The organism is Flavobacterium sp. KS-LB2, from assembly GCF_036895565.1.
GTDB lineage: Bacteria > Bacteroidota > Bacteroidia > Flavobacteriales > Flavobacteriaceae > Flavobacterium.
In genome coordinates this window covers 1,085,588-1,109,801 of sequence record NZ_CP145904.1, presented here as the reverse complement: position 1 = coordinate 1,109,801, position 24,214 = coordinate 1,085,588, and the positions used below count along the sequence as shown (strand labels likewise).

The window sequence follows — 24,214 nt, the reverse complement described above, 5'->3', positions numbered from 1 at the left end:
GCTTGTTATTTTTACTATTAAAATTCCTAACAAATGTATTTCTTTAGATATTTTAATACTTACACAATAATTTTAAAAAGTTATAACATTTACATATATGTACTAATGAAAGTGAGATTCATCACAGCGTAGAACTAATTATTCTCGTCATAAAAAACTCAAATTTGAGATAAAAGGTAGAAAGAATGAGTATTATAAAATGTAAGACTAATAATCTTTTTTAGCTAAAAAAAATTACAATTTGATGTTCAGTTTTTTCAAAACTACATCCAAGGCTTGATTAATTTCGATTGAGATTACAAATTTGTAATTGATATAAATATATAAAAATGTAACCAAAACTGATTTGAGACCAATGTTAATAACAGGACTAAAAGGGAATTCCCAAAAATAAAAGGCAACAAATAGCGCAAAAGTTATTGCAAGAGAATATAAGGTCTGCTTTGTAAAAGGATATAAATGCATCCGCTTGACCACAAAAAGTAATTTAGCCAAACTATATAATGTAATAGATAACAAAGTAGCTACTGCAGTCCCAGTAATAGCGTATCTTGGAATAAAAAACATGTTTAATCCAACCGTTAAAAAAACAAGTAACAGTCCTAAAAACAATACCATACGATAGTATTTTGAATTAAAAATTATAGCATTGTTATTACCTAAAATCAAATCAAAATATTTAGAAATTCCAATCAAAAATACCACAAGAATCCCTCCACTATATTCTTTTGGAACCATTACATACAACTGATTGATGTTTACAAAAATACACAACATCACAAAACCACCTACAACTTGAAGATTTATAGACGTCTTTTTGTACAAATCATTCAATTCATTGAGTTTATTTTCATGCATCAATTTAGCCGTAATAGGATACGTAATCTGATGCATAGCACGACTGGGAACAGCAATAACAGACGCAATGTATGTCGCTACTGAATAATAAGCGATATTCTCAATCTTAATATATTGATTCAACATAATCTTATCAATATCCAATAACATAACAGCAACGCTACCTGATAAAATAATGAAAAAGGTGTATACTAAGACATCTTTCACATTTTGCGGAATGGAGAATTGAAAAACAGGTTTTTTTATACGAAAAGCATAAAACATAGTAATTATAAAAGCTAAGAAATAAACAATAGCGGTAACATAAATAAAATCAACAACAGTAATCCATTTATAATACACACCAATTAAAGCAACCAAAGAAAATAATCTAAGTCCAACCTCCTTTACAAAATTCCCAAAAACGGAATGCATATGAACCCTTGCCCACGCATAAAAAATTTCGAAATAAGCCATGCTTAGCCCTATAAAAGGAATAAGCCATAAATAATCCTTAACTACAGGATTTTCCTTGCTTAAGTATAATGAAATAGGTTCAAAAAAGAACAAACCAATCAATACTAATGGAATACACAACAAGAAAGGGATGACTACTGTAAAGGATAAAAATTTAGAGCGTTCCTCTTCTGTTTTATATTGCGTATAAAACTTCACTAAAGTATTTTGCATTCCAAAAGCCAATAATGGCATAATAATATTCGCCCAAGAAAGAATATAATTAGTTAAAGCATAAAATACCGTTCCTAAAAAAAACGGGTACAAATAAAGGGTGTTAATAGCGCCAATACCAAAACCAAAATAGGTAATTATCGTATTCTTTAAAGATTGATTTAATACTATTCCCATTTTAGGAGTTTAAATTTTTAGATTAAAAGTGGATAGGGCTTCTTGTTTATTGGATTAATTGTGACAATTCTTTCGTGAGATTTTTTCTGGAATAACGTTGTAATCCAACTCCATTTGCTTGTAATTTCCCCTCCAAAAACTGATTATAAAAATCCAAAATTACACTTTTAAGTTTCATTTTCTCTGAATAATCAAAAAATACACCTGTATTGGTTTCCGTAATAATTTCAGCAAAGTCAGAATCTTTTGGTCCAATCGCAATAATAGGTCGGTTTGAAACCATATATTCAAATAATTTCCCCGGAATAATGCTTTTAGTATCTTCAGAATTAATTTCAATCAACAGCAAAACTTGAGATTTCCTCTGGTGTGCAATCGCTTCAGTATGCGAAACATAACCCAAATTATTCAAATACGGTTTTAACCCGAATTGAGTAATGGTTTCCAAAACTTCCTGACTAACAGCACCTATTAATTTTACTTCTAAATGGGATTTAAAATCCGGGATTTCAGTACTTAATTCCACTAAACTTTCCCATAAAATCAGGGGATTTCTCTCGGAAAGAAAAGAACCAATATGCGCTAAGCTGAACTTTGAATCCAAGGTTTGCTTTTCTACATTTTCCGTGTCATAACCATTCGTTAGTACTGCAATAGGTTTAGTTGTAATCGCTTGAAATTCCGTTTTAGTGGTTTTACTGGTTACGATAATCGTATCAGCGGTATTCAAAACCTGATGTTCTAATGCTTTGTGTTTTTTGGCAGCAAAACGAGACAATCGCAAGGATTTGTGATAGCCAATAGTGGTCCACGGATCTCTGAAATCAGCAAACCATTTTAGATCTAATTTTTGTTTTAATTCTAATCCAATAAGATGCAGACTATGAGGTGGTCCCGAGGTAACAATCGTATCAATATTATTTTCTACAATATATTTCTCTAGAAAAGCAACCGATGGTTTTACCCAAAAAACGCGTGCATCGGGAATAAAAAGATTCCCGCGAATCCATAGCAAGGTTTTATCCAGAAAATTTTGTTTTTTCTGATTGGGAATAATCCCTGAATTCATTTTTTTGGTTTTATTTTTCGAAAGAAAAGAGGCCAATTGATAGGGTTCAAAAATATTCTGTTTCAGAATAATCGCTTTATCCGAAACTTCTTGAACCAAATTCTCATCAACAATAGGATACGTAGGATTCTCTGGAATATAAACAATTGGCTGAACGCCAAAATCAGGCAAGTACTTTACAAACTTAAGCCAACGCTGAACGCCTGGTCCGCCTGCTGGTGGCCAATAATAGGTAATTATTAGGATTTTTTTTGGTTCCAAGTTTAAGGTTTAAGGTTTAAGGTTACAAAACCTCAGAATTCAACATAATTATTCAATATTCAAAAAACTTTAAACTTTAAGATTTAAACCTTTCTTCCTTTCAAAATAAATCCCACCTGCTAAAAGCAACAGCATTCCTATAGAACTTAGTAACGTTATTGTGCTTCCTGTTTTTATCACTTGAGGTTCAAATTTAAACTCGATGGTGTGTTTTCCCACTGGAATATTCAATCCTCGTAACGCATAATTCACTCTAATATGATCTACACTTTCCCCATCAATATAGGCATTCCAACCTTTTCCATAATACATTTCGGAGAAAACGGCTAAACCTTCATTTGAATTATTAGACGTATATTTCAAGTAATTAGGTTTATAATTTTCTAAAGTTATAGTCGCTGAACTGTCTTTGGCTAAAGTCGTATTTTTAATTTTAAACTCTTTTTCGTTGACTACCGCAACGTTTTTAGAATCTAAACTATCCAACGCTTTCATCTCTTCATCAGCAGAATTTACTACCTCTACTTGGGTTACAAACCACGCATTCCCATTCGCATCAGGGTTGATTACTGGAAATTCTTTTCCTTCTTTATCTTTTTGAATTACGTACTTTACATTAAGCATGCTAAGAACCTCAATATTATTTTTAGAAATTTGATAGTCAATTAGCTGTTGCATTCTTCTAGGTCTTACGGCGCTATAACCTCCAATAGATTTATGGAAATAAGAAGCTCTAGCTCCCATGATATCTCCTACTTCAAAAACACGGTAATTAGAGGTGTCTTTTAGAATTTCAGCATCCGAAGGTGATTCTTGAAAAGGCACTTCAACTTGACTTCCGCTTACAAAATCCTTTCCTGAAACATATTTTTTATCCACAAAAAACAAATCAAAAACCATCAATAAACCTACAATTACAATGGCTGTATTTTGAGCAAATCGCTCTTTTATGAACAACCATAAAACTCCCGCTGTCAGTACAATAAAGAAACCCGAGCGCAATAAATCAGCGCTATATAAACTCATTCGATCCAGTTTAAGCGCATTTACAAACTCAGGACCATAACTTTCTTGAAAATAAGCATCATTTCCACCTGAAAAGCTGAACATACTTTTGCTGAAAAATAAAATCAAGATAATTCCTAAGCCTAAAATTGTAGTTTCATACAACGCTTTCCATTGTAGTTTTTTATCTAATTGGAAAAAAGACTGCAATCCCATAATAGCCAAAACTGGAAAACACAATTCCAAAACCACTTGAATGGAAGATACCGCTCTGAATTTATCGTACATAGGAACATAATCAATAAAAAAGTCCGTCAAAATTGGAAAATTTTTCCCCCATGATAACATTAATGCGACTATTGAACCCGATAGAAAAACATATTTAATCTTTCTTTTATCAATAAATAAAGCCAAAATCGCCAAAAAGAAAACTACAATTCCAATATATGCAGGAGCTGCAACAATAGGCTGATCTCCCCAATAGGTTGGCATTCCTGAAACAAAATCAGTTGCCTGATCCTCTGGAACTCCCTGCCCGATCATGAATTCATACATATTACTGTCTTTCCCAACAGCTTCATTATTCGAGCCACCAAAAAGTCGGGGTGCAATAAGATTAAAGCTTTCCATCACTCCATAACTATACTCTGTGATATAGTCCTTAGACATTGCAGAAGTAGTCTCATTTTTTGACCCGTTTGGATTGAATGTCAGTTCGCTTTTTCCACGAATACTAAAATTTGCATATTCAGTAGTAGCTAATAAATTAGTAGCATTGGCACCAATAGCTAAAATTCCTGCCGCCCCTAATATTCCGAAAGAATACAATAGGGATTTGGTTTGTTTTTCTTTTACTAATTGATAGCCAAAATATGCAGAAAGAATCAATAAGAAAATCAGCAAGTAATACGTCATTTGGAAGTGATTCGCATTGATTTCTAATGCTGTTGCAAAAAGTGTAATCAAACCTCCCACAACATATTTTCTTTGAAAAACCAAAATAAATCCGGCAATAACCATTGGCATATAAGCAATAGCATGTGCTTTGGCATTATGACCAACACCAAGAATAATAATCAAATAGGTCGATAATCCAAAGGCTAGGGCTCCAAAAAAAGCTTTCAAAGGATCAGCTTTCAATACCAGCATCAATCCATAAAACCCAAGAAAATATAAAAAGAGATAATCCGCGGGACGCGGTAAAAATCGCAATACATCATCTATAGCACCGACATAATCGTGTGGATATTTTGCTCCTAATTGATAGGTTGGCATACCGCCAAAAGCTGAATTAGTCCAATATGGTTCTACATTATCCGTGGCTCTAAAGTCATTTTGCTCTTTGGCCATTCCTGTGTATTGTACAATATCGGATTGGAAGATTTGTTTTCCCTGCAATACAGGATAAAAATACAGGAGAGAAACTACAACAAAACCAAATATGGCTAAGGCGTGTGGATAGAACTTATTTAATATTTTCAAGATAAATTGGTTTGGATTAAAGTAAAAACGGTGCTAATTACGGCAAATTTAATCTATTTCTTCGTAATCAACATAATCTCCCACTTTTTTGGTTTCGCGTGGGTTTTTAGCATTTGCCGTATTGTAAAGTACTTCATCCTTAGTTGGTGTCTTTTTCCAAGTATTATCTTGCGAATACTTCTGTTGCTTCTGCATATTTTCGCCTGCTTTTTCAACTACTTTTTTTACTAATAGTGGCAAAAATAGTTTAGCTAAGAATTTAAAAATATAATAGAAAGCGATCATATAAAAAAGCGCTTTTATAAAACCAATGAAAGAAGCTGTTTGCATAAATGTGTAATTTTTTTCAAAATTAATAAATCAACTGTTCAAAATTAAAATATCTCTCTTAAATAAATAATAAAATATAGTACATTTGAAAAGCGTTATTACTTTTTAACCCAAAAAAAATAATATGTTCAAAATAAAAAACTTACTGATCGTCGCTATTTCAATGCTTCCGAGTATACATTATGCCCAACATACTGATCAAATAAATTCTAACAGACCAGGCGAGACCATGTCGGCTTATGCTGTTGGAAAATCAGTAATCCAAATAGAAACAGGCATTTACGGCATAAAACAAAATCACAGCTTATTGAATTATGATGCTAATGGTTTTGGGCTTGATGCTACGTTACGATGGGGATTATTTATGGAAAAGCTAGAATTGATAGCTGATATACAATACCAAAATGAAACCTACACCTCCTTGTTAAGCAAAACTGCCATTGCTGATTTCAAACAAACAGTTTTAGGAGCCAAATATTTGATCTACGATCCTTTCAAAAATTACGAAAAAAAAGTAAACATATACAGTTGGAAAGCCAATCGAGCATTCAATTGGCACCAGTTAATTCCAGCTATTTCTGGATTTGTAGGCGTTAATTATTCTGCAGAAAACAATCCCTATGCGTTTTCAAATAGAAACCCAACCGAGAGTAGATATCCTGCACAATTCTCACCAAAAGCGATGTTAATTACGCAAAACCATTTTGGTGATGGAAGATGGGTTTTAGTCTCTAATATTACCGCAGATTACATTGGTACAGATTTTCCTAGCTATGGGTATGCCCTAACACTTACACGTGGCTTTAATAACAAATGGTCTGGTTTTGTAGAAAATCAAGGTATAAAAAGTGACTTGTATGCTGATGCAATAGTTCGTGGTGGCGCCGCTTATTTATTGAATAAAGACATACAAATTGATGCATCAATAAGTACAAGTCTTAAAGACACTCCTTCGGCACTTTATGGCGGAATTGGTTTTTCATGGCGCTATGATGCCAATTACCAAGAAGTTCGAATAAATATTGACAATAAGGATTCTGATAAAAAAGCATTAAAAAGAGCAAAAAAGACAAAAAAAGGATAATGATTACAATAAAAGAAGCTAAAACAAAAAGTGAATTAACGGATTACATTAAATTCCCTTTTTCCCTATACAAAAACAATAAATATTGGGTTCCGCCAATCATTGCTGATGAATTGGAAACCTTTGACAAAACAAAAAACCCAGCTTTTGAAAATGCCGAAGCCTATTTTTATATTGCTTACAAAAACAATGAAATAGTAGGTAGAATTGCGGCAATCATCAATTGGAGTGAAGTAAACGACCAACAAAAAAAGAAAGTTCGTTTTGGTTGGTTTGATGTGATTGATGATATCGAAGTAAGTAAAGCACTTTTGGAAAAAGTGTATGAATTAGGTCGAAAAAACAATTTAGAACACGTTGAAGGTCCGATGGGATTTTCAAATTTAGATAAAGTTGGTGTATTAACGGAAGGTTTTGATGAAATTGGAACTATGATTACGTGGTACAATCATCCGTATTATGCTCATCATTTTGAGCAATTAGGGTATAGCGTAGAAAAAGAATACTTAGAAAGTAAATTTCCTTTCGAAAATGTAAAACCTGAATTTTTTGAAAAGGCAAATAATTTGGTAAAAAGAAGATACCAACTAAGTCCGCTCAATTTCAAAACTACCAAAGAAGTGATGCCTCATGTGGATAAAATGTTTGATTTATTCAATGAATCTTATGCTTCCCTATCTTCTTTTGTAGCAATTTCAGATGTTCAAAAAGAATATTTTAAGAAAAAATACATCAGTTTTATCAATCCTGAATTTATTAAATTTGTAGAAGATAAAGACCATAATATTGTTGCTTTTAGTATTGTGATGCCTTCCTTTTCGGAAGCGTTGCAAAAATCAAAAGGAAAATTATTCCCATTTGGATTCCTTCATTTACTAAAAGCAAAAAAGCAAAGCAAGGATATGATTTTCTATTTGATAGGCGTTCATCCTGATTATCAAAACAAAGCAGTAACTGCGATAATTTTCAATGAATATTACCTTACTTTCAAAGAAAAAGGAGTCATCAATTGTTTCAGAACTCCTGAACTAGCGGACAATCTTGCCATTCATAACTTATGGAAACATTTTAATCCTGTTGTTCACAAAAGAAGATGTACTTTTCTAAAGAATTTATAACAATTTAGATTTTAGCATTTAAAACACAAAATCCATTCGCCGCGGCGAATGGATTTTGTGTTTTGAATAATGTTGTTTTATAAAGAAAATTACATTTTACAATCTACTTTTGACAAAACGATATTTCCTTCAAATTTTAATTGTTTGGTATCTTTAAAAGTGACTTTTCCTTTGTTATCATCAACAACATCTCCATAACCTTCAACATACGTATTTCCTTTTTTTAAGAAAGCAACTTGACGAATTGACGAAACTCCTTCGGACATAAAAGTATAGTCTGCAAAAAGTGTGTCTCCTTTAATCTCTCCCACTAAAGTCCCTTGGTTTTTATCTTTTTCAAAGAAGTTATAAACCAGTTTACCTGAAGCTATTTCTTTTCCTTTTATATTCAAAGACATTGAAATAGTATCTTTTTTGATAATCGCACTATAGCATTCTTCCGAAACAGGTTCTTCTACAACTATTTCTTCTGATGGAACTGCTACTTCTTCTATTTCTTTTCCTTTTTTACAAGAGACAAAAACACTGATAAAAACGACACTCAGTAAAATTACTTTTTTCATAAAATTCAAATTTTAGATTATAAATAAACTAATTATTGACTAGATACATTTCAAAAAAATCCATCAACAAAAGCTGATGGATTTATATAAACTGAAAATTGCAATAATTTCAAAAACTAAGCGTCTAAATCAACTGTAGTTCTGCTAGCAATTTCTTTATACGTACCATTTTCTAGTTTTTCACGAATCGCTTCAAAAGCCGTAAGTGTTTCGTCTATGTCAGCTAATGTGTGTGACGCAGTAGGAATAACACGTAATAAAATCATTCCTTTTGGAATAACAGGATAAATTACAATAGACAAGAAAATACCGTAGTTTTCTCTTAAGTCATTTACCATAACCATCGCTTCTGGCACACTTCCTTCAAGATAGACTGGGGTAACACATGTATTTGTGTCTCCAATATTAAATCCTTTATTTCTCAAACCGCTTTGTAATACATTTACATTTTCCCACAATTTGCCTTTCAATCCTGGGTTATCACGTAACAATTGCAAACGTTTCAAAGAACCAATAGTTTGAATCATTGGTAATGCTTTTGCAAACATCTGTGAACGCAAATTGTATTTTAGGTAATCTATGATATCTTTATCTGCAGCTACAAAAGCTCCAATATTAGCCATCGATTTAGCAAACGTAGAAAAGTAAACATCAATTCCATCCTGACAATCTTGCTCCTCACCTGCTCCAGCACCTGTTTGACCTAACGTACCAAAACCATGTGCATCATCAACTAATAAACGGAAATTGTATTTCTTTTTCATTTCTACAATTTCTTTCAACTTTCCTTGTTGACCACGCATTCCAAAAACACCTTCGGTAATAAAAAGAATTCCTCCTCCAGTTTCCGTAGCTAATTTCGTAGCACGCTGTAGGTTTTTTTCCATACTTTCAATGTCATTGTGTTTGTACGTAAAACGTTTTCCGCTATGCAAGCGAACGCCGTCAATAATACAAGCATGTCCATCAACATCATAGACAATTACATCATTTCTAGTTACTAAAGCATCTATAATAGATACCATACCTTGGTAGCCAAAATTCAATAAATAAGCCGACTCTTTCATCACAAAAGCTGCCAATTCATTTTCTAATTGTTCGTGATATTTAGTGTGGCCACTCATCATACGAGCTCCCATTGGGGCAGCCGCTCCATATTCTAATGCCGCATCAGCATCTGCTTTACGAACTTCTGGATGGTTTGCCAAACCTAAATAGTCATTCAAACTCCAGTTCAAAACTTCTTTTCCTTGAAATCTCATTCTTGGCCCTAAATCACCCTCCAATTTTGGAAACACAAAATAACCTTCTGCTTGTGAAGCCCATTTTCCTAATGGCCCTTTATTGTTTTGAATTCTTTCGAATAAATCTTTTACCATAATATCTCAAGTAATAATTTTAATTTTAAGAAGTTGCAAAAATAATTATTTAAATTTTATAATGGTATTGAAAGTAAATTTATTTTTAAGGCTTTATTCTAATGAGTATCAGGTGCTATTTGGTGACACTAAATCTTCGATGTCCTGATTTACATTATATCTTTTGTACCATCAAGAAAGATTGCTTCATTCCTGCCAATGACGGTACAAAAGGATGCCTCCCGAAACTTTGTAACGACTAGGGCTAATCCTCAAACTTCGAGACGTAATCCTCAATAAACTTTGTATATTTGAATAAATATTTCAACATTAGAAATTTATGTCACAAGATACAAAAGAATTAAAACTGGCCGTTCTCATTGATGCTGACAATGTTCCTTATAGCAATGTAAAAGGCATGATGGAGGAAATTGCTAAATTTGGAACTCCAACCACCAAACGTATTTATGCCGATTGGACTAAACCCAATGCTGGCGGCTGGAAAAGTGTATTATTAGAACATGCTATCACACCAATTCAGCAATACAGCTACACCGTGGGGAAAAACTCATCGGATTCTGCTATGATCATAGACGCCATGGATTTATTATATTCAGACAAAGTAGATGGTTTTTGTATTGTTTCCAGTGATTCTGACTTTACACGTTTAGCAATTCGGCTTCGTGAATCTGGCATGAAAGTCATTGGAATTGGAGAACAAAAAACACCTAATTCATTTATTGTTGCTTGCGATAGATTTATTTACATTGAAGTTCTTGACGGAGCAATCAAAAAGAAATTACCAAAACGAACCAACACATCCGATGCTAAAAAAGCAACTCCAAAAAGCCTAAACAAAGTTGATTTACAAACTATCGAGTTAATAGAATCTACCATTGAAGACATTGGTGATGATAGCGGCTGGGCATTTCTTGGAGATGTAGGGAACCTAATTGTAAAGAAAAAACCAGAATTTGACCCAAGAAATTATGGGTTTCCTAAACTTACTCCTATGCTAAAATCACTCACTGATATTCTAGAAATCGACGAGAGAGATTCAGACAAAAAAGGAATTAAGCACGTTTATGTACGATTGCGTTTTAATTAAACTAAATTTTTTACAGCACGATATAAAGTATCATTCTTGATTGGTTTAGATAAATAATGATTCATCCCAATTTCTGCAACACGTAATTTAGTACTTTCCATTACATCAGCGGTTACTGCAATAATGGGGACAGAAGCATTAGCGACTCCTGCTTCCCCATTTCTAATCGCTATAGTTGCTTCGTAGCCATCCATCACTGGCATTTGAAGATCCATTAACACAATATCAAAATGGTTTTCCTTGAAAGCATCTAAGCATTCCTGACCATTGTTAGCATAAACTACAGTAGTGTTCATCCATTTTTTTGTAATCATTTTAACAACCATTTGGTTAATCGGATTGTCTTCAACTACTAAAATAGATTTGCCTCCTAAATCATATACTGTTGGCTTAACCAAAAAATCTGTATTTTCTTCTTGCGGCAGTACCTCAAAATCTAAAGTAATGATACAAGTTGTACCTTCATTGACTTTGCTATCCATCTCAATAGTTCCATCCTGCATATCTACGAGTGTCTTTACAATGTAAAGACCTAATCCCAGTCCTCCAAATTTCCTCTTATTATCAATGCTATTTTGAGAAAACGAATCAAAAATACTATTCATTTTATCTTTAGGAATTCCCACACCTGAATCTGAAATAGTAAATTTCAAACTAGCGCGATTATTATCGTTAATAGTACAGCCTACATCAAATTTCACAAAACCTTTGGAAGTAAACTTAATAGCATTGTTTAATACATTATTTATAACTTGAACCAATCGGGTTACATCGCCAATTAAAAAATTAGGAATTGTATCTGATTTTGAAAATTGAAACTCTAATCCTTGATCATTCGCTCTATTAACAGCATTGTTTTTTAAATTTTCTATAACTCTTGCTGGATCAAACTTTACGGATTCTAATTTTAATTCTTTTTTCTCAATTTTAGAAAAATCTAAAATATCATTAACAGAACTCAATAAACTATGAGAGGAATACTTTATGATTTGGCAATTCCTTCTGATTTTATCATCTTGAACCTCGCCAGAAATTGAATCAATCATATTCAAAATTGCGTTCAAAGGCGTTCTTAATTCATGACTGATATTTGATAAAAAATAAGTTTTCAAGTCATTCATTTCTTCAGACCGAACTAAAGCTAGTCGATTAAGTTCATTTTTTTCATTTTTAAGATTTCTAATTAAATTCGCCATTGAAAGCGAAAGAAATATTACTTCTAGACCAGTACCTAATTTGGAACTATTGTCTGTCCAAAAAACAGATGGCAAAACACTAAAATTCTTTAATATAAAAATTACAAATCCGCTAATCAAGAAAAAAACACCAATGGAAAAAAACTTGTCAATTTTTTTTGTTCTAAAGTAAACTACTGTAATAGAAACAATAATAAGCAATAATAAAAACAGTCCTAGTATATTAGCAATTGGATACAAGAATTTAAGAGATGGTGGATATGCCAACAACGCAATAATACAAAGCAAGTTTAATACGTATTGAGTATAATACATTCGATAAATAAGAAAACTATATTTTTTGATATTTAAAAATACTTGAGAATATTTCCCTAAAAAAAAGTTTGCCACTGTAGCAAATAGTATCACTGAATGAGAAGACAACCAACCGTTATTTGGAGCAAAATATTGATAAAAATAGCCATCAACAGAGAATTGTAGTAAACCAATAAAAGTAACGTATAAACTATAAAACAAAAAACTTCTTTCTTTCATTGCAAAATAAAAGAACATATATATAATTGCCGCGATAAACAAAATACCATAAAAAACGCCAAAAATAAATTGTTCAAACGAAGTGATTTCCAATTCTTTTTCTGCCGGCTTAAAATAAATCGGAGCATTAATTACCTCCCCATCACTTTTCAAATGAAGATAAAACCGAGTAACTTCATTAGGCTCTAAAACTGGCCTAAATAGGGTCTTTCTAGAGTTTAATGATCGTTCTTTAAAAGGTATTAAATCGCCACTTTTTAACAACTCAATTTCCCCATTTGGATCAATAACATACAATTCAGCAACATCTACTATTGGTCTAGACGTCTCTATAAATGGTACAAGATCACTCTTTGTGTTATTTACAACCTCAAAAACCAACCAGTAATTATCATCCGTAAATCCTAGATCTTTATTTTCAAGGAGTAATGGTTCAAATTTTAGAGAGGTATCCTTAATAATTTCGTGTATCGTATAATTGCGTTGCCCTACATTTACAATTTTAGCATACTTATGCAACGAAACTCCATCTTTAAATTGAGAATCATTTGTTATAACATACTGGGCTTGGATAACAAAACTTAAAAAAAAGAAAATTAGCAAGAAGAAGGGTCTGCTTATTTGTATTTTACAATTCTTAAAATTCATCTATAGTACTATTTTTTCTTAATTTACGTCTAATTAAAACAATTGGTTTTGCATTAATCAAAAAAATTACAATAATTAAATAATTAACAACTACTCTCAACTTCTCTCAGATTGTTTTAAAATCTAAAAATTATTAAAATCAATTCGACAAGTGATACAAAACTATTAAAAAATTAGAAAATTCTAACTAATTTAGACGTTATTAAACTATAAATAATATGAGAAAGCAATTTTTTATTTTTGGGATTATACTCTTATTTTTAAGTTCAACTATTGCTTATTTTTACAAGTATAGCATTTTTTTTCCTTTAACAATTGTAACTATAATTCTAGTTGGCATCGCAAACAGCATTCAAACCAAGCATGCCATTTTAAGAAACTTTCCAGTTTTGGGTTACTTCAGGTATTTATTTGAAATGATAGCTCCTGAAATTCAACAATATTTTATAGAACGCTCCACAGATGGAAAACCCTTCTCCAGAAATCAGCGTTCACTTGTGTATCAAAGAGCCAAAAATATCGATTCAACAATCCCTTTTGGAACACAATTAAACTTAAATCAATCCAGTTACGAAGGAATTAAACATTCCATTTTCCCTACAGCAGTCAATGAAGAATTACCACGAGTACTTATTGGAGGCTCAAACTGTAAACAACCTTATCTTGCGTCATTATTAAACATATCTGCCATGAGTTTTGGTTCATTGAGCGAAAATGCCATCATCGCATTAAACAAAGGAGCTCAAAAAGGTACCTTTTATCATAATACTGGCGAAGGTGGATTAACTGAATTTCATCTACAAGGCGGTGATGTTTGTTGGCAAATAGGAACTGGATATTTTGGTTGCCGCGATGAAAGAGGTAGTTTTGATGAAGCTAAATTTGCCAAAAAAGCGAATCTTCCAGAGGTAAAAATGATAGAAATTAAATTATCGCAAGGTGCAAAACCAGGGCATGGAGGCGTATTACCCGCTGCAAAAAACACCGAACAAATAGCTACAATAAGAGGCGTAAAACCCCATACTACAATACTTTCTCCTCCCAGCCATACTGCATTTTCAGACACTAAAAGTTTGGTGAAATTTATAGCAAAATTACGATTACTATCCAATGGGAAACCTATTGGTTTTAAATTATGTATTGGCGAAACACGAGAATTTGAAATGATTTGCGAAGAAATGATTTCTCAAAATTGTTTTCCCGATTTCATCACCGTTGATGGTGCCGAAGGTGGAACTGGTACCGCACCGCTTGAATTTTCTGATGGCGTGGGAATGCCATTTGAACCAGCACTTATTTTTGTAAACAAAACATTAGTACGATTAGAAATCAGAGATAAAATACGTGTCATTTGTAGTGGTAAAATCATTTCAGGATATTCAATCCTTAGAGCTGTAGCGCTTGGTGCTGACATGTGTAATAGCGCACGTGGATTTATGTTTTCATTAGGTTGCATTCAAGCATTACGCTGTAATACTAACCAATGTCCAACCGGAGTTGCTACACAAGATAAAATGCTAATGAAAGGATTGGTTGTAGCGGACAAATCAGAGCGTGTCTATTATTTTCATAAAAACACCTTACACGCAGCAAACGAACTTCTTGCAGCTGCAGGCAAAAAAAGTTTTGCCGATGTGGATATTAATATATTCATGCGCGGTGATGAATTTAGCCATCTATCTGATTTGTATTTTCCTGATAATTTAAAAAGTGTCCGAAAACATTAAAACAAAAAAAAGGAGGACCTTTAAAGTCCTCCAGTTGTTGATTCTGATTTACCATTATCAAACTGATACTTTTACTCGTATAGCTGACTATTGAATTATCATATCTTATTGCAAGATTGACATACTCAAGTAATTAATCAAAACCACACTCAAAGATACAATTAAAATAAAATCAAATCATTGAAAAACAGATGTTTAACTCATGATTAACGCGCTCGTTTGCAACATAAAAATTACAATTAAATAATAGTTTCATCTATTGAAAATATCTTTTGATTCTTACTTAAAAAATTAAGACCATAAAATAAACCACAAAAAAGGAGGCCTTTTTAAAGGGCCTCCGATTGTAAATTTTGATTTACCATTCATCAAACATACCGTTCAGTATGAAATGACAATTTGAATACTCTTCTCCTTGCAGATAGTTTTTATTCAAGTGATTAATCAAAACCACACCCAAAGATACAATTTACATTAGTTAAATCATTAGAAAACAGCATTTTAACTATTAATTAACGCATTGACTTTCGATTAATTACAATTACACACATTCTTTAACCTATACACGACGGGATCTACTTATCAATAGGCTTTTCAGGCTGCAATTGACATCCTGTAAAAAAAATGTATCTTTGAAGTGCAACATTAAAATCAACAAAATGCAACTTGTTTTCGCTTCCAACAATAAAAACAAAATACTCGAAATACAAAGTATGCTTCCTGAAACTATTGAAATTCTTAGTTTAGAAAGTATCGGATGTCATGAAGAGATTCCAGAAACTGCTGCTACAATTGAAGGCAATGCAGTTCTAAAAGCCAATTATGTTACTCAAAAATATGGTTACAATTGTTTTGCTGATGACACTGGACTAGAAGTAGATGCGCTGAACGGTGAACCTGGCGTTTATTCTGCTAGATATGCAGGAGAACAACGCAATTCTGATGATAATATGAATAAATTATTAGAATCCTTATCCAAGAAAAGCAATAGAAAAGCACATTTTAAAACCGTGATTGCACTAAATTTAAGCGGAGAACAATACCTTTTTACAGGAATTGCAAAGGGTGAGATTACTATAGAAAAAATTGGCAATCAAGGCTTTGGTTACGATCCAATTTTCAAACCAGAAGAATATCAAGAAACTTTTGCCCAATTGTCATTGGATATAAAAAATAAAATAAGCCACAGAGGAAAAGCAACACAGCAATTAATTGATTTTTTAATGCAGAACAAATAAAAGCTTCTAATACAACATTTTTATAACAAAAAAACAAATTCCATAGCGTAATTTCACACTAAAATCCCAAATCAAAAAGTATAATTCACAAATATAAAATATAACTTTCTGATAATCAAATTATAATAAAATATTAAATCTTAAAATAGCATTAGTTTATATCGATTATTAACAGTAATTTTGCACCCTATTTTAAAAATACATATGAATAAATTTGAACAATTAGGATTGAGTGAATCGTTACTGAAGGCGATTTTAGATCTAGGATTTGAAAATCCGACCGAAGTACAGGAGAAAGCGATTCCCCTATTATTGGAAAAAGACACAGATATGGTTGCGTTGGCTCAGACAGGGACAGGGAAAACGGCAGCATTTGGTTTTCCAGTTATTCAGAAAATTGATGCCAACAACAGAAACACACAAGCATTAATTTTATCTCCAACACGTGAACTTTGTTTGCAGATTACCAACGAAATTAAAAACTACTCTAAATACGAAAAAGGTATTAATGTGGTAGCAGTTTACGGTGGAGCTAGCATTACTGAGCAAGCGAGAGACATAAAAAGAGGCGCACAAATTATTGTAGCAACTCCAGGAAGAATGCAAGACATGATTAATAGAGGATTGGTAAACATCTCTCAAATTAGTTTTTGTATTCTAGATGAAGCTGACGAAATGTTGAACATGGGTTTCTACGAAGATATCGTAAATATCCTTTCTACTACGCCAGATGAAAAAAATACATGGTTATTCTCTGCAACAATGCCTGCTGAAGTAGCACGTATTGGAAAACAATTCATGAAAGATCCAATTGAAATTACAGTTGGAGCTAAAAATTCAGGTTCAGCTACCGTTTCTCACGAATTTTACCTTGTAAATGCGCGTGACCGTTACGAAGCTTTGAAACGTTTAGCTGATGCTAATCCAGACATTTTCTCAGTAGTTTTCTGTAGAACAAAACGCGACACACAAGCTGTTGCTGAAAAATTAATTGAAGACGGATACAGCGCTGCTGCATTGCACGGAGATTTATCTCAAGCGCAACGTGATGGTGTAATGAAATCTTTTAGAGGAAGACAAATCCAAATGCTTGTTGCTACAGATGTTGCAGCTCGTGGAATTGACGTAGACAACATTACTCACGTAGTAAACTATCAATTACCTGACGAAATTGAAACCTACAACCACCGTTCTGGACGTACTGGTCGTGCTGGAAAATTAGGTACTTCTATCGTAATCGTAACTAAAAGCGAATTGCGTAAGATTTCTTCAATTGAAAGGATCATCAAACAAAAGTTTGAGGAAAAAACAATCCCATCTGGAATTGAAATTTGCGAAATCCAATTATTACACTTAGCTACTAAAATTAAAGACACTGAAGTTGATCATGAAATTGACAACTATCTTCCTGCAATTAATAGCGTTCTTGAAGGTTTATCTAAAGAGGAATTAATCAAGAAAATGGTATCGGTTGAATTTAATCGTTTTATCAATTATTACAAGAAAACGAGAGACATTTCATCTCAATCAGGGGAAAGACGCGAAAGAAGCGACGACAGAGAACCTAGAGAAAATAACAATGGCGGTGCAACAAGATATTTTGTGAACATAGGTTCAAGAGATAACTTTGATTGGATGTCATTGAAAGATTACTTGAAAGAGACATTAGACTTAGGTCGTGATGACGTTTTCAAAGTAGATGTAAAAGAAGGTTTCTCTTTCTTTAACACTGATCCAGAACACACTGATAAAGTAATGGAAATATTGAACAACGTACAATTAGAAGGACGTAGAATCAATGTTGAAATTTCTAAAAATGACGGTGGTGGAAGACGTGATCACAACGGAAGAAGCTCTGGTGGAAGTTTTGGCGGAGGAAGAAATTCAGCTCCAAGAAGAGAAGGAAGTTTTGCCCCAAGAAGAGAAGGCTCAGGTGGTGGATTTAGAAGCGATAGAAACTCAGCTCCAAGAGAAGGTGGTTTTAGAAGCGACAGAGGATCTGCTCCAAGAAGAGAAGGTGGTTTTTCATCTGACAGACCTAGAACTGAAGGTTCATCTGACAGAGCACCTAGACGTTCTGAAAGCTTTGGTGACGCACCAAGACCAAGAAGACCAAGAAGAGACTAACTTTAGTTAATTTTCTTATAATTATACTGGAACTACAAAATATTTAATCTTGATTTATTACTTTTAAAGTCTTAAATCAATTTATGAAATATTTTGTAGTTTTTTTATTTTTAATACTGTCCATAACAGTACATGCTCAAGTTCAAGAACCTTCTCATAAAGTTGACGGTTTAATTCTCAGCAATACAACAAAAGAGCCCCTATCAAGTGTAAACATCATAAATATTAATAAAGTCCGTGGTGCTACAACTAACGCCGGAGGATACTTTGAGATAGATGTTCAAGTAAATGATACGCTGCACATTACAAGTCTTGGTTTTCAATCCTTACGGGTTCGTGTAACAAATGACTGGATAAAAAATAAAAGCACTAAAATTCAACTTACTGAAAAAGCAATTGCACTTGAAGAAGTGGTAATTAGACCTTTCAATCTGACAGGATATCTTGAAGTAGATACTAAAATTATACCCGTAAAAGAAAATTACAGGTACAGTATTTCAGGTTTAACACAAGGATACGAAGCTGGTGAATATTCTCCAAATGCATTTGGAAGAGTACTGGGTTCCATATTCAATCCAGCAGATATGCTCTACAATTTCTTTGGAAAAAATCCAAAAGAGCTCAAAAAACTGAAAGAAATGAAAAAAGATGATACGGTACGAAATCTTTTGGAATCTAAATTTGACAGAGAAACAATATCTGTTCTTTTAGGTGTTGATAAAAATGAAATAGCTGAAATTCTGCAACGTTGTAACTACTCTGAATCGTTTATAAAAACAGCTAATGACTTACAAATAATGGACGCAATAAGCGGATGTTATGAAGAATATAAAGTTCTAAAGAAAAAATAAATCCAGTATTCAATCTTACTCAAACAACTAATTATTTTGGAATAAAAAAATAATTTAATCCCCGATTCTGAAAGAAGTTGGGGATTTCTATTTTAAAGCGTATAAGATTCGATTTTTATAGCAATTAATTAATCCAAACAATAAATTCTATGGCTGCCATACCCTTCCAAACTATCAATTGGGATTTAATCGAAAAAACCGAACATATCGGGACAACTGGAATAGCACATTGGCAAACCATACAACTAGCCGGCCTTCGAATTCGTAAAGTAACCTACTCTAAAGACTACTTAGCCGATCATTGGTGTCAAAAAGGACACATTGTCCATTGCCTTGAAGGTGATTTTATTAGTGAATTAGAATCTGGAGAGCAATTTCAACTTTCTAAAGGAATGACATATGTAGTCTCAGATGATATAAGTTCACATCGTTCTATAACCGCTAATGGAGTTGAATTATTAATCATCGATGGGGATTTTTTAAAATAATATTCAAAACAAATCAAAAATATTATATACATTTACTTTTATCAAGTAATAAAAACAAAACCTAAATACCCCTAACATGGCAAAAAGTCAAGACGCTAAAAAGACCGTAAAAAAAGAACCTTTAAAAACGGCTAAAGAAAAGAAAGAAGAAAAAAGAGATAAGAAGAATGCTCCTAAAAGAGACTAAAAATTAGTGTTCAGTATTCAGATTATAGTGTTCAGTTTCGTTTGTTACTGAACACTATTTTTTTTTAATACTGAACACTGAATACTATTTCACCGGAATATTGGCTAGTATTTCAAGTAAAAATTTCCAGAATTTCTGAGAAGAAGAAATACTTGCTCTTTCATCTGGGGAATGTGCTCCATGAATTGTTGGTCCAAAAGAAATCATGTCCATATCAGGATAATTAGTTCCCAGAATCCCACATTCTAAACCAGCGTGACAAGCAACTACTTTTGGTTTTTCGCCGTTTTGTTTTTCATAAATTGGAACTAAAACATCTAAAATCTCTGATTTAGAATTTGGCGTCCAACCCGGATAAGAACCTGAAAATTCTACTTCACAACCCATTAATTCAAAAGCAGAACGCAACGCGTTAGCTAAATCAAATTTAGAGGTTTCAACTGAAGAACGTGTCAAACATTGTACAGAAAGTTGTCCTTCACCTACTATTACTTTTGCAATATTGTTGGATGTTTCTACTAAATCGTCAAAATCGGCACTCATTCTATAAACACCATTATGAGCAGTATACATTGCTCTTACAAAGTAAAACTGAGCAATTGAAGGCATTACTTTAACAGGAGTTACCTCCATTTTTTCAAAAACAACTTCTAAATTTGGTTCTGTTGTTTTTAGCTCCGTTTTAATTTCGTTTACAATTTGCTGCATGTCAAAAACAAAAGCTTCATCATACACTTCGGCAATAATTACTTTTGCTTGACTTTCACGGGGAATCGCATTACGTAAACTTCCACCTTTTATTTCGGATATTTGCAAACCAAAATTATCAAAACCATCAAATAACAATCGGTTCATGATTTTATTGGCATTACCCAGCCCTTTGTGAATATCCATTCCAGAATGTCCACCTTTCAAGCCTTTTACAGTAATCGTATATCCTACAGAACCTTCCGGAGTTTCCTCTTCATCATATTCAGCAGTAGCGGTCACATCAATTCCTCCTGCACAACCAATATCTATTTCATCATCCTCTTCAGTATCTAAGTTCAAAAGGATTTGACCTTGTAAAACACCTCCTTTTAAATTCAACGCTCCTGTCATTCCCGTTTCCTCGTCAATAGTAAACAAAGCTTCAATGGCAGGATGTGGAATATCAGTACTTTCCAAGATTGCCATGATAGCAGCAACTCCAAGACCATTATCTGCACCAAGAGTTGTTCCGCGAGCACGAACCCAATCTCCATCCACATACATATCGATTCCTTGTGTATCGAAATCAAAAACGGTATCCGAATTTTTTTGGTGTACCATATCCAAATGCCCTTGAAGTACGATTGCTTTTCGGTTTTCCATTCCTGCGGTTGAAGGTTTACGTATGATTACATTGCGAATTTCATCTTCAAAAGTCTCTAATCCAAGGCTCTCGCCAAAGTTTTTCATGAATGCAATTACCCGGTCTTCTTTTTTAGAAGGACGTGGTACAGCATTCAAATCGGCAAACTTATTCCAAAGCGCTTTTGGTTCCAGATTTCTTATTTCTTGACTCATTTATTTTTGTTTGAGGTTTAACATTTACAAAGCCCAAAGTTACAAAGTTTAAATTCTTTATCGATACTAATTGATATTGTAATTATATTTACACTACTAAAATTCATGCTGTGCGAACAAAATATTTCCTTTCTTTCTTTCTTTTTGTCCAAATATTAATTTTGCAGGTACTACCCTATTTTCCGCTACAAGTGGAACAGTTTTACAGTACTGGTTTTTATCCAATACTTTCAAAATTTTCAAGATCAGCATTGGGCAGCATTCCGTTTTCTTTGGGGGATTTAATTTATATTGTTGCCATTAGTTTTATTCTGAAATGGTTTTGGAACCAACGAAAATCTTGGAAATTAAAATGGAAAAACAATATAATATCTATACTAAGTTTTGTTTCAGTGTTCTATTTCTTATTTCATTCACTGTGGGCGTTGAATTATTACCGCCAACCACTTTTTGAAAAAATGGAGATTAAAAAAGAGTATTCAGATGCTGATTTATTGGTTTTCACCAAAAAGTTAATCGCTAAAACAAACGCCATCCAAAAACAGATTACAAAAAACGACAGCTTAAAAGTAGTATTCCCGTATTCTCAAAATCAAGTTTTCAAGATGAATTTGAATGGATACAAAAAACTAGCCGAAGAACATCCGTATTTCACGTATACCCATTTAAGCACCAAAAAATCAATCATCAGTTTGCCATTGACCTATATGGGTTTTGGTGGCTATTTGAATCCGTTTACGAATGAAGCACAAGTTAATTATCTGGGGCCAATGTACAGTTTCCCCATGACTACTAATCATGAAATGGCACATCAAATGGGTTTTGCCAGTGAAAGTGAATGCAACTTTATTGGATTCTTAGCATCCATAAAAAATGATAATGTATACATTCAATATTCGGGTTACAGTATGGCCTTGCGGTATTGCTTAGGCAATTGGCAAGCACGTGACGAGAAGATTTTCAAACAATTAATGAAGACTATACATCCCGGAATTTTAAAAAACTACAAAGAAAGTGAGCATTTTTGGAAGCAGTACGATACTATTATTGACAAGGGTTTTCATGCTTTTTACGATAGATTTCTAAAAATAAATCAGCAAAAAGATGGCTTAGAAGGCTATAGTAAATTTGTAAATTTAATGGTAAACTACTACCAAGAAAGAAAGCTATGAGTTACACGTAAAAACTAATCAAAACAAATTAGGTTTAATATTTATCTTTAAAATTATAGTTTTTCCAATAACAAACCAGTAGCAGTAAGTCCTGGACCAAATGCCATTGCTACAATTTTCTTTCCTGATTCAATGTTTGAGTCGTTTATAATTTCATTAAAAATATGTGGAATCGTGGCAGAAGACATGTTCCCCTGACGGCGCAAAATTTCATAAGACCAATTGGCTTGTTCTTTTGCCAAACCAATGGCATCTATAACATAATCAATGATTTTTGGTCCGCCTGGATGTATTGCAAAATGCATATTCCCTTTTTGGTCTTCAAGATTGACATTCCCTTTATTACAAAGTGTAGTCAAAAAAGGTTTTATATTTTTACGAATAAAAACGGGCACTCGCTTAGACAACGTCATTAAAAAATTATATTCTCCTAAATCCCAAGACATATCCTCTAACGAATCTGGTATGATGACTTCATGAGCCGCTAAAATTCGTAGTCCTTTTTTCTCTGGAAATGCATCATCATTCAAAAAAGATTCTTCATCGAACAAGGAATACCCAATAAATCCATCTGCGAAAAGGGAACAAATCATAATATTTGAATTCGAAAATTCAGTCAGGTTTAAATGTGCTGATAATAATTCTGTGTGAACCACATCTACCCTACCTTTAGTTGAACTGGCACACAGCAAACTTCTTCCTGTACGAATTGCCGGAAAAGCTCCATAACAGCCCATGTGATAGGAATGCGTAACTTGTACCGTTTCCCAATCCCTATCTATTACTGCCTCTTGAGCGACACTTGGCGAAGAATAACCCGAGCAAGTAACATGTATGAGATTTTCTGGACTTGTATTGGTTTTTAAATAAAATTGATCAAAAACATATCCCATTTTTCTTTTGAACCATTCCATACGAACCTCAATTTTAGGTCCATAAAGATTTCCAGATTTCACTTCGAAACCAGCAGGAAAATGATATCCTGAAGGAGAAGTAACTTCCATTATATGCTCAATAAAATCCTCTACTTCCTCAAAAATAATACTTTGTCTACTATTAATACTCTCAGAAGAAACAGCATACTTATCCACCTGATCGGATATAAGCTCAAAAGTAATAGGTTCATTATCAAAAGCCCCATTTCCTGTTAGACCGAATTTTGGAAGGTTCTGAAAGTGATAATATAAAAATTTTGTGTATTGATTTAGCTTTTTCTGGTCTATCAATTTACCTACTAGAATAGGGTGAAAATTGGAAAGTATAACGTTTTTCATTATCTCCTGAATTTTAATTGAACTATAAAATTAAATCAAAAATCATTCAAAAAAATCCAATTAAAATGCCAAATCATTCTTCAAAGACTAACTTATTGATTTTCAATTAATTACAATTATTATAATTTTGTTAAAAAACTGA

Annotated in this window: 18 protein-coding genes; 9 read left to right on the top strand and 9 right to left on the bottom strand. The window is 33.0% G+C overall.

Annotated elements, in window-relative coordinates; genetic code table 11:
* Positions 1–234: 234 nt before the first annotated feature.
* From V5J73_RS04755 to V5J73_RS04740, 4 genes are all read right to left on the bottom strand, one after another.
* Positions 235–1,704, bottom strand: coding sequence for a lipopolysaccharide biosynthesis protein (locus V5J73_RS04755; RefSeq protein WP_338647965.1), 1,470 nt, complete (start codon positions 1,702–1,704; stop codon positions 235–237).
* 46 nt (positions 1,705–1,750) lie between these two features.
* Positions 1,751–3,034, bottom strand: a complete 1,284-nt coding sequence (locus tag V5J73_RS04750; protein WP_338647964.1) for a glycosyltransferase family 4 protein — start codon at positions 3,032–3,034, stop codon at positions 1,751–1,753.
* 69 nt (positions 3,035–3,103) lie between these two features.
* The gene (locus V5J73_RS04745; RefSeq protein WP_338647963.1) at positions 3,104–5,521 is read right to left on the bottom strand and encodes a YfhO family protein; all 2,418 of its coding nucleotides are present in this window, start codon (positions 5,519–5,521) and stop codon (positions 3,104–3,106) included.
* 48 nt (positions 5,522–5,569) lie between these two features.
* Positions 5,570–5,851: a DUF4834 family protein gene (locus tag V5J73_RS04740; RefSeq protein ID WP_338647962.1), complete on the bottom strand. Its 282-nt coding sequence runs from the start codon at positions 5,849–5,851 to the stop codon at positions 5,570–5,572.
* 124 nt (positions 5,852–5,975) lie between these two features.
* On the opposite strand from V5J73_RS04740, the gene V5J73_RS04735 reads away from it, so the two are divergent.
* Entirely contained in the window at positions 5,976–6,935 is a 960-nt protein-coding gene (locus V5J73_RS04735) for a transporter (protein ID WP_338647961.1), read from the top strand.
* On the top strand, positions 6,935–8,053 hold the full coding sequence (locus V5J73_RS04730) for a GTP cyclohydrolase (protein ID WP_338647960.1): 1,119 nt from the start codon (positions 6,935–6,937) through the stop codon (positions 8,051–8,053). Before V5J73_RS04735 ends, V5J73_RS04730 begins: the two co-directional genes overlap by 1 nt.
* An 89-nt stretch (positions 8,054–8,142) precedes the next feature.
* Here the strand turns inward: V5J73_RS04730 and V5J73_RS04725 are convergent, their stop codons facing one another.
* Positions 8,143–8,616, bottom strand: coding sequence for a hypothetical protein (locus V5J73_RS04725; RefSeq protein WP_338647957.1), 474 nt, complete (start codon positions 8,614–8,616; stop codon positions 8,143–8,145).
* A gap of 116 nt (positions 8,617–8,732) precedes the next feature.
* A complete protein-coding gene (locus tag V5J73_RS04720; protein ID WP_338647956.1) occupies positions 8,733–9,995 on the bottom strand; it encodes an aminotransferase class I/II-fold pyridoxal phosphate-dependent enzyme in 1,263 nt (420 codons plus the stop codon).
* A gap of 319 nt (positions 9,996–10,314) precedes the next feature.
* Between V5J73_RS04720 and V5J73_RS04715 the strand changes: the two genes are divergently transcribed.
* Positions 10,315–11,082, top strand: coding sequence for an NYN domain-containing protein (locus tag V5J73_RS04715; RefSeq protein ID WP_338647954.1), 768 nt, complete (start codon positions 10,315–10,317; stop codon positions 11,080–11,082).
* Here V5J73_RS04715 and V5J73_RS04710 read toward each other — a convergent pair.
* Positions 11,079–13,460: a hybrid sensor histidine kinase/response regulator gene (locus V5J73_RS04710; protein ID WP_338647952.1), complete on the bottom strand. Its 2,382-nt coding sequence runs from the start codon at positions 13,458–13,460 to the stop codon at positions 11,079–11,081. The two genes, V5J73_RS04715 and V5J73_RS04710, sit on opposite strands and share 4 nt — an antisense overlap.
* A gap of 218 nt (positions 13,461–13,678) precedes the next feature.
* Here V5J73_RS04710 and V5J73_RS04705 point away from each other — a divergent pair, with 218 nt between their 5' ends.
* The 5 genes from V5J73_RS04705 to V5J73_RS04685 all read left to right on the top strand — a co-directional run bounded on the left by V5J73_RS04705 (position 13,679) and on the right by V5J73_RS04685 (position 19,891).
* Positions 13,679–15,187, top strand: coding sequence for an FMN-binding glutamate synthase family protein (locus tag V5J73_RS04705; RefSeq protein WP_338647951.1), 1,509 nt, complete (start codon positions 13,679–13,681; stop codon positions 15,185–15,187).
* A gap of 659 nt (positions 15,188–15,846) precedes the next feature.
* Positions 15,847–16,425, top strand: a complete 579-nt coding sequence (locus V5J73_RS04700) for a non-canonical purine NTP diphosphatase (RefSeq protein ID WP_338647949.1) — start codon at positions 15,847–15,849, stop codon at positions 16,423–16,425.
* A gap of 204 nt (positions 16,426–16,629) precedes the next feature.
* On the top strand, positions 16,630–18,552 hold the full coding sequence (locus V5J73_RS04695) for a DEAD/DEAH box helicase (protein WP_338647948.1): 1,923 nt from the start codon (positions 16,630–16,632) through the stop codon (positions 18,550–18,552).
* 83 nt (positions 18,553–18,635) lie between these two features.
* Positions 18,636–19,403, top strand: coding sequence for a carboxypeptidase-like regulatory domain-containing protein (locus V5J73_RS04690; RefSeq protein WP_338647947.1), 768 nt, complete (start codon positions 18,636–18,638; stop codon positions 19,401–19,403).
* Positions 19,404–19,552: 149 nt separating this feature from the next.
* Positions 19,553–19,891 (top strand): DHCW motif cupin fold protein, encoded by a 339-nt coding sequence (locus tag V5J73_RS04685; protein ID WP_338647945.1) that lies wholly within the window; start codon positions 19,553–19,555, stop codon positions 19,889–19,891.
* Between the two features lie 271 nt (positions 19,892–20,162).
* On the opposite strand, the gene V5J73_RS04680 is transcribed toward V5J73_RS04685, so the two are convergent.
* Entirely contained in the window at positions 20,163–21,626 is a 1,464-nt protein-coding gene (locus tag V5J73_RS04680) for an aminoacyl-histidine dipeptidase (protein ID WP_338647944.1), read from the bottom strand.
* Between the two features lie 161 nt (positions 21,627–21,787).
* Between V5J73_RS04680 and V5J73_RS04675 the strand changes: the two genes are divergently transcribed.
* On the top strand, positions 21,788–22,798 hold the full coding sequence (locus V5J73_RS04675; protein WP_445236413.1) for a DUF3810 domain-containing protein: 1,011 nt from the start codon (positions 21,788–21,790) through the stop codon (positions 22,796–22,798).
* A 53-nt stretch (positions 22,799–22,851) separates the two neighbouring features.
* Here V5J73_RS04675 and V5J73_RS04670 read toward each other — a convergent pair whose 3' ends face one another.
* Positions 22,852–24,072 carry a 3-oxoacyl-[acyl-carrier-protein] synthase III C-terminal domain-containing protein gene (locus V5J73_RS04670; RefSeq protein ID WP_338647942.1) on the bottom strand — a complete coding sequence of 407 codons (1,221 nt, stop codon included), beginning with the start codon at positions 24,070–24,072 and terminating at the stop codon, positions 22,852–22,854.
* Positions 24,073–24,214: the final 142 nt, after the last annotated feature.

What these genes read in the sequence shown, in the direction of transcription:
- V5J73_RS04755 (WP_338647965.1), bottom strand. Translation starts at nt 1,704, where the DNA reads ATGGGAATAGTATTAAATCAATCTTTAAAGAATACGATAATTACCTAT.
- V5J73_RS04740 (WP_338647962.1), bottom strand. Translation starts at nt 5,851, where the DNA reads ATGCAAACAGCTTCTTTCATTGGTTTTATAAAAGCGCTTTTTTATATG.
- V5J73_RS04735 (WP_338647961.1), top strand. Translation starts at nt 5,976, where the DNA reads ATGTTCAAAATAAAAAACTTACTGATCGTCGCTATTTCAATGCTTCCG.
- V5J73_RS04730 (WP_338647960.1), top strand. Translation starts at nt 6,935, where the DNA reads ATGATTACAATAAAAGAAGCTAAAACAAAAAGTGAATTAACGGATTAC.
- V5J73_RS04725 (WP_338647957.1), bottom strand. Translation starts at nt 8,616, where the DNA reads ATGAAAAAAGTAATTTTACTGAGTGTCGTTTTTATCAGTGTTTTTGTC.
- V5J73_RS04720 (WP_338647956.1), bottom strand. Translation starts at nt 9,995, where the DNA reads ATGGTAAAAGATTTATTCGAAAGAATTCAAAACAATAAAGGGCCATTA.
- V5J73_RS04715 (WP_338647954.1), top strand. Translation starts at nt 10,315, where the DNA reads ATGTCACAAGATACAAAAGAATTAAAACTGGCCGTTCTCATTGATGCT.
- V5J73_RS04710 (WP_338647952.1), bottom strand. Translation starts at nt 13,460, where the DNA reads ATGAATTTTAAGAATTGTAAAATACAAATAAGCAGACCCTTCTTCTTG.
- V5J73_RS04705 (WP_338647951.1), top strand. Translation starts at nt 13,679, where the DNA reads ATGAGAAAGCAATTTTTTATTTTTGGGATTATACTCTTATTTTTAAGT.
- V5J73_RS04700 (WP_338647949.1), top strand. Translation starts at nt 15,847, where the DNA reads ATGCAACTTGTTTTCGCTTCCAACAATAAAAACAAAATACTCGAAATA.
- V5J73_RS04695 (WP_338647948.1), top strand. Translation starts at nt 16,630, where the DNA reads ATGAATAAATTTGAACAATTAGGATTGAGTGAATCGTTACTGAAGGCG.
- V5J73_RS04690 (WP_338647947.1), top strand. Translation starts at nt 18,636, where the DNA reads ATGAAATATTTTGTAGTTTTTTTATTTTTAATACTGTCCATAACAGTA.
- V5J73_RS04685 (WP_338647945.1), top strand. Translation starts at nt 19,553, where the DNA reads ATGGCTGCCATACCCTTCCAAACTATCAATTGGGATTTAATCGAAAAA.
- V5J73_RS04680 (WP_338647944.1), bottom strand. Translation starts at nt 21,626, where the DNA reads ATGAGTCAAGAAATAAGAAATCTGGAACCAAAAGCGCTTTGGAATAAG.
- V5J73_RS04670 (WP_338647942.1), bottom strand. Translation starts at nt 24,072, where the DNA reads ATGAAAAACGTTATACTTTCCAATTTTCACCCTATTCTAGTAGGTAAA.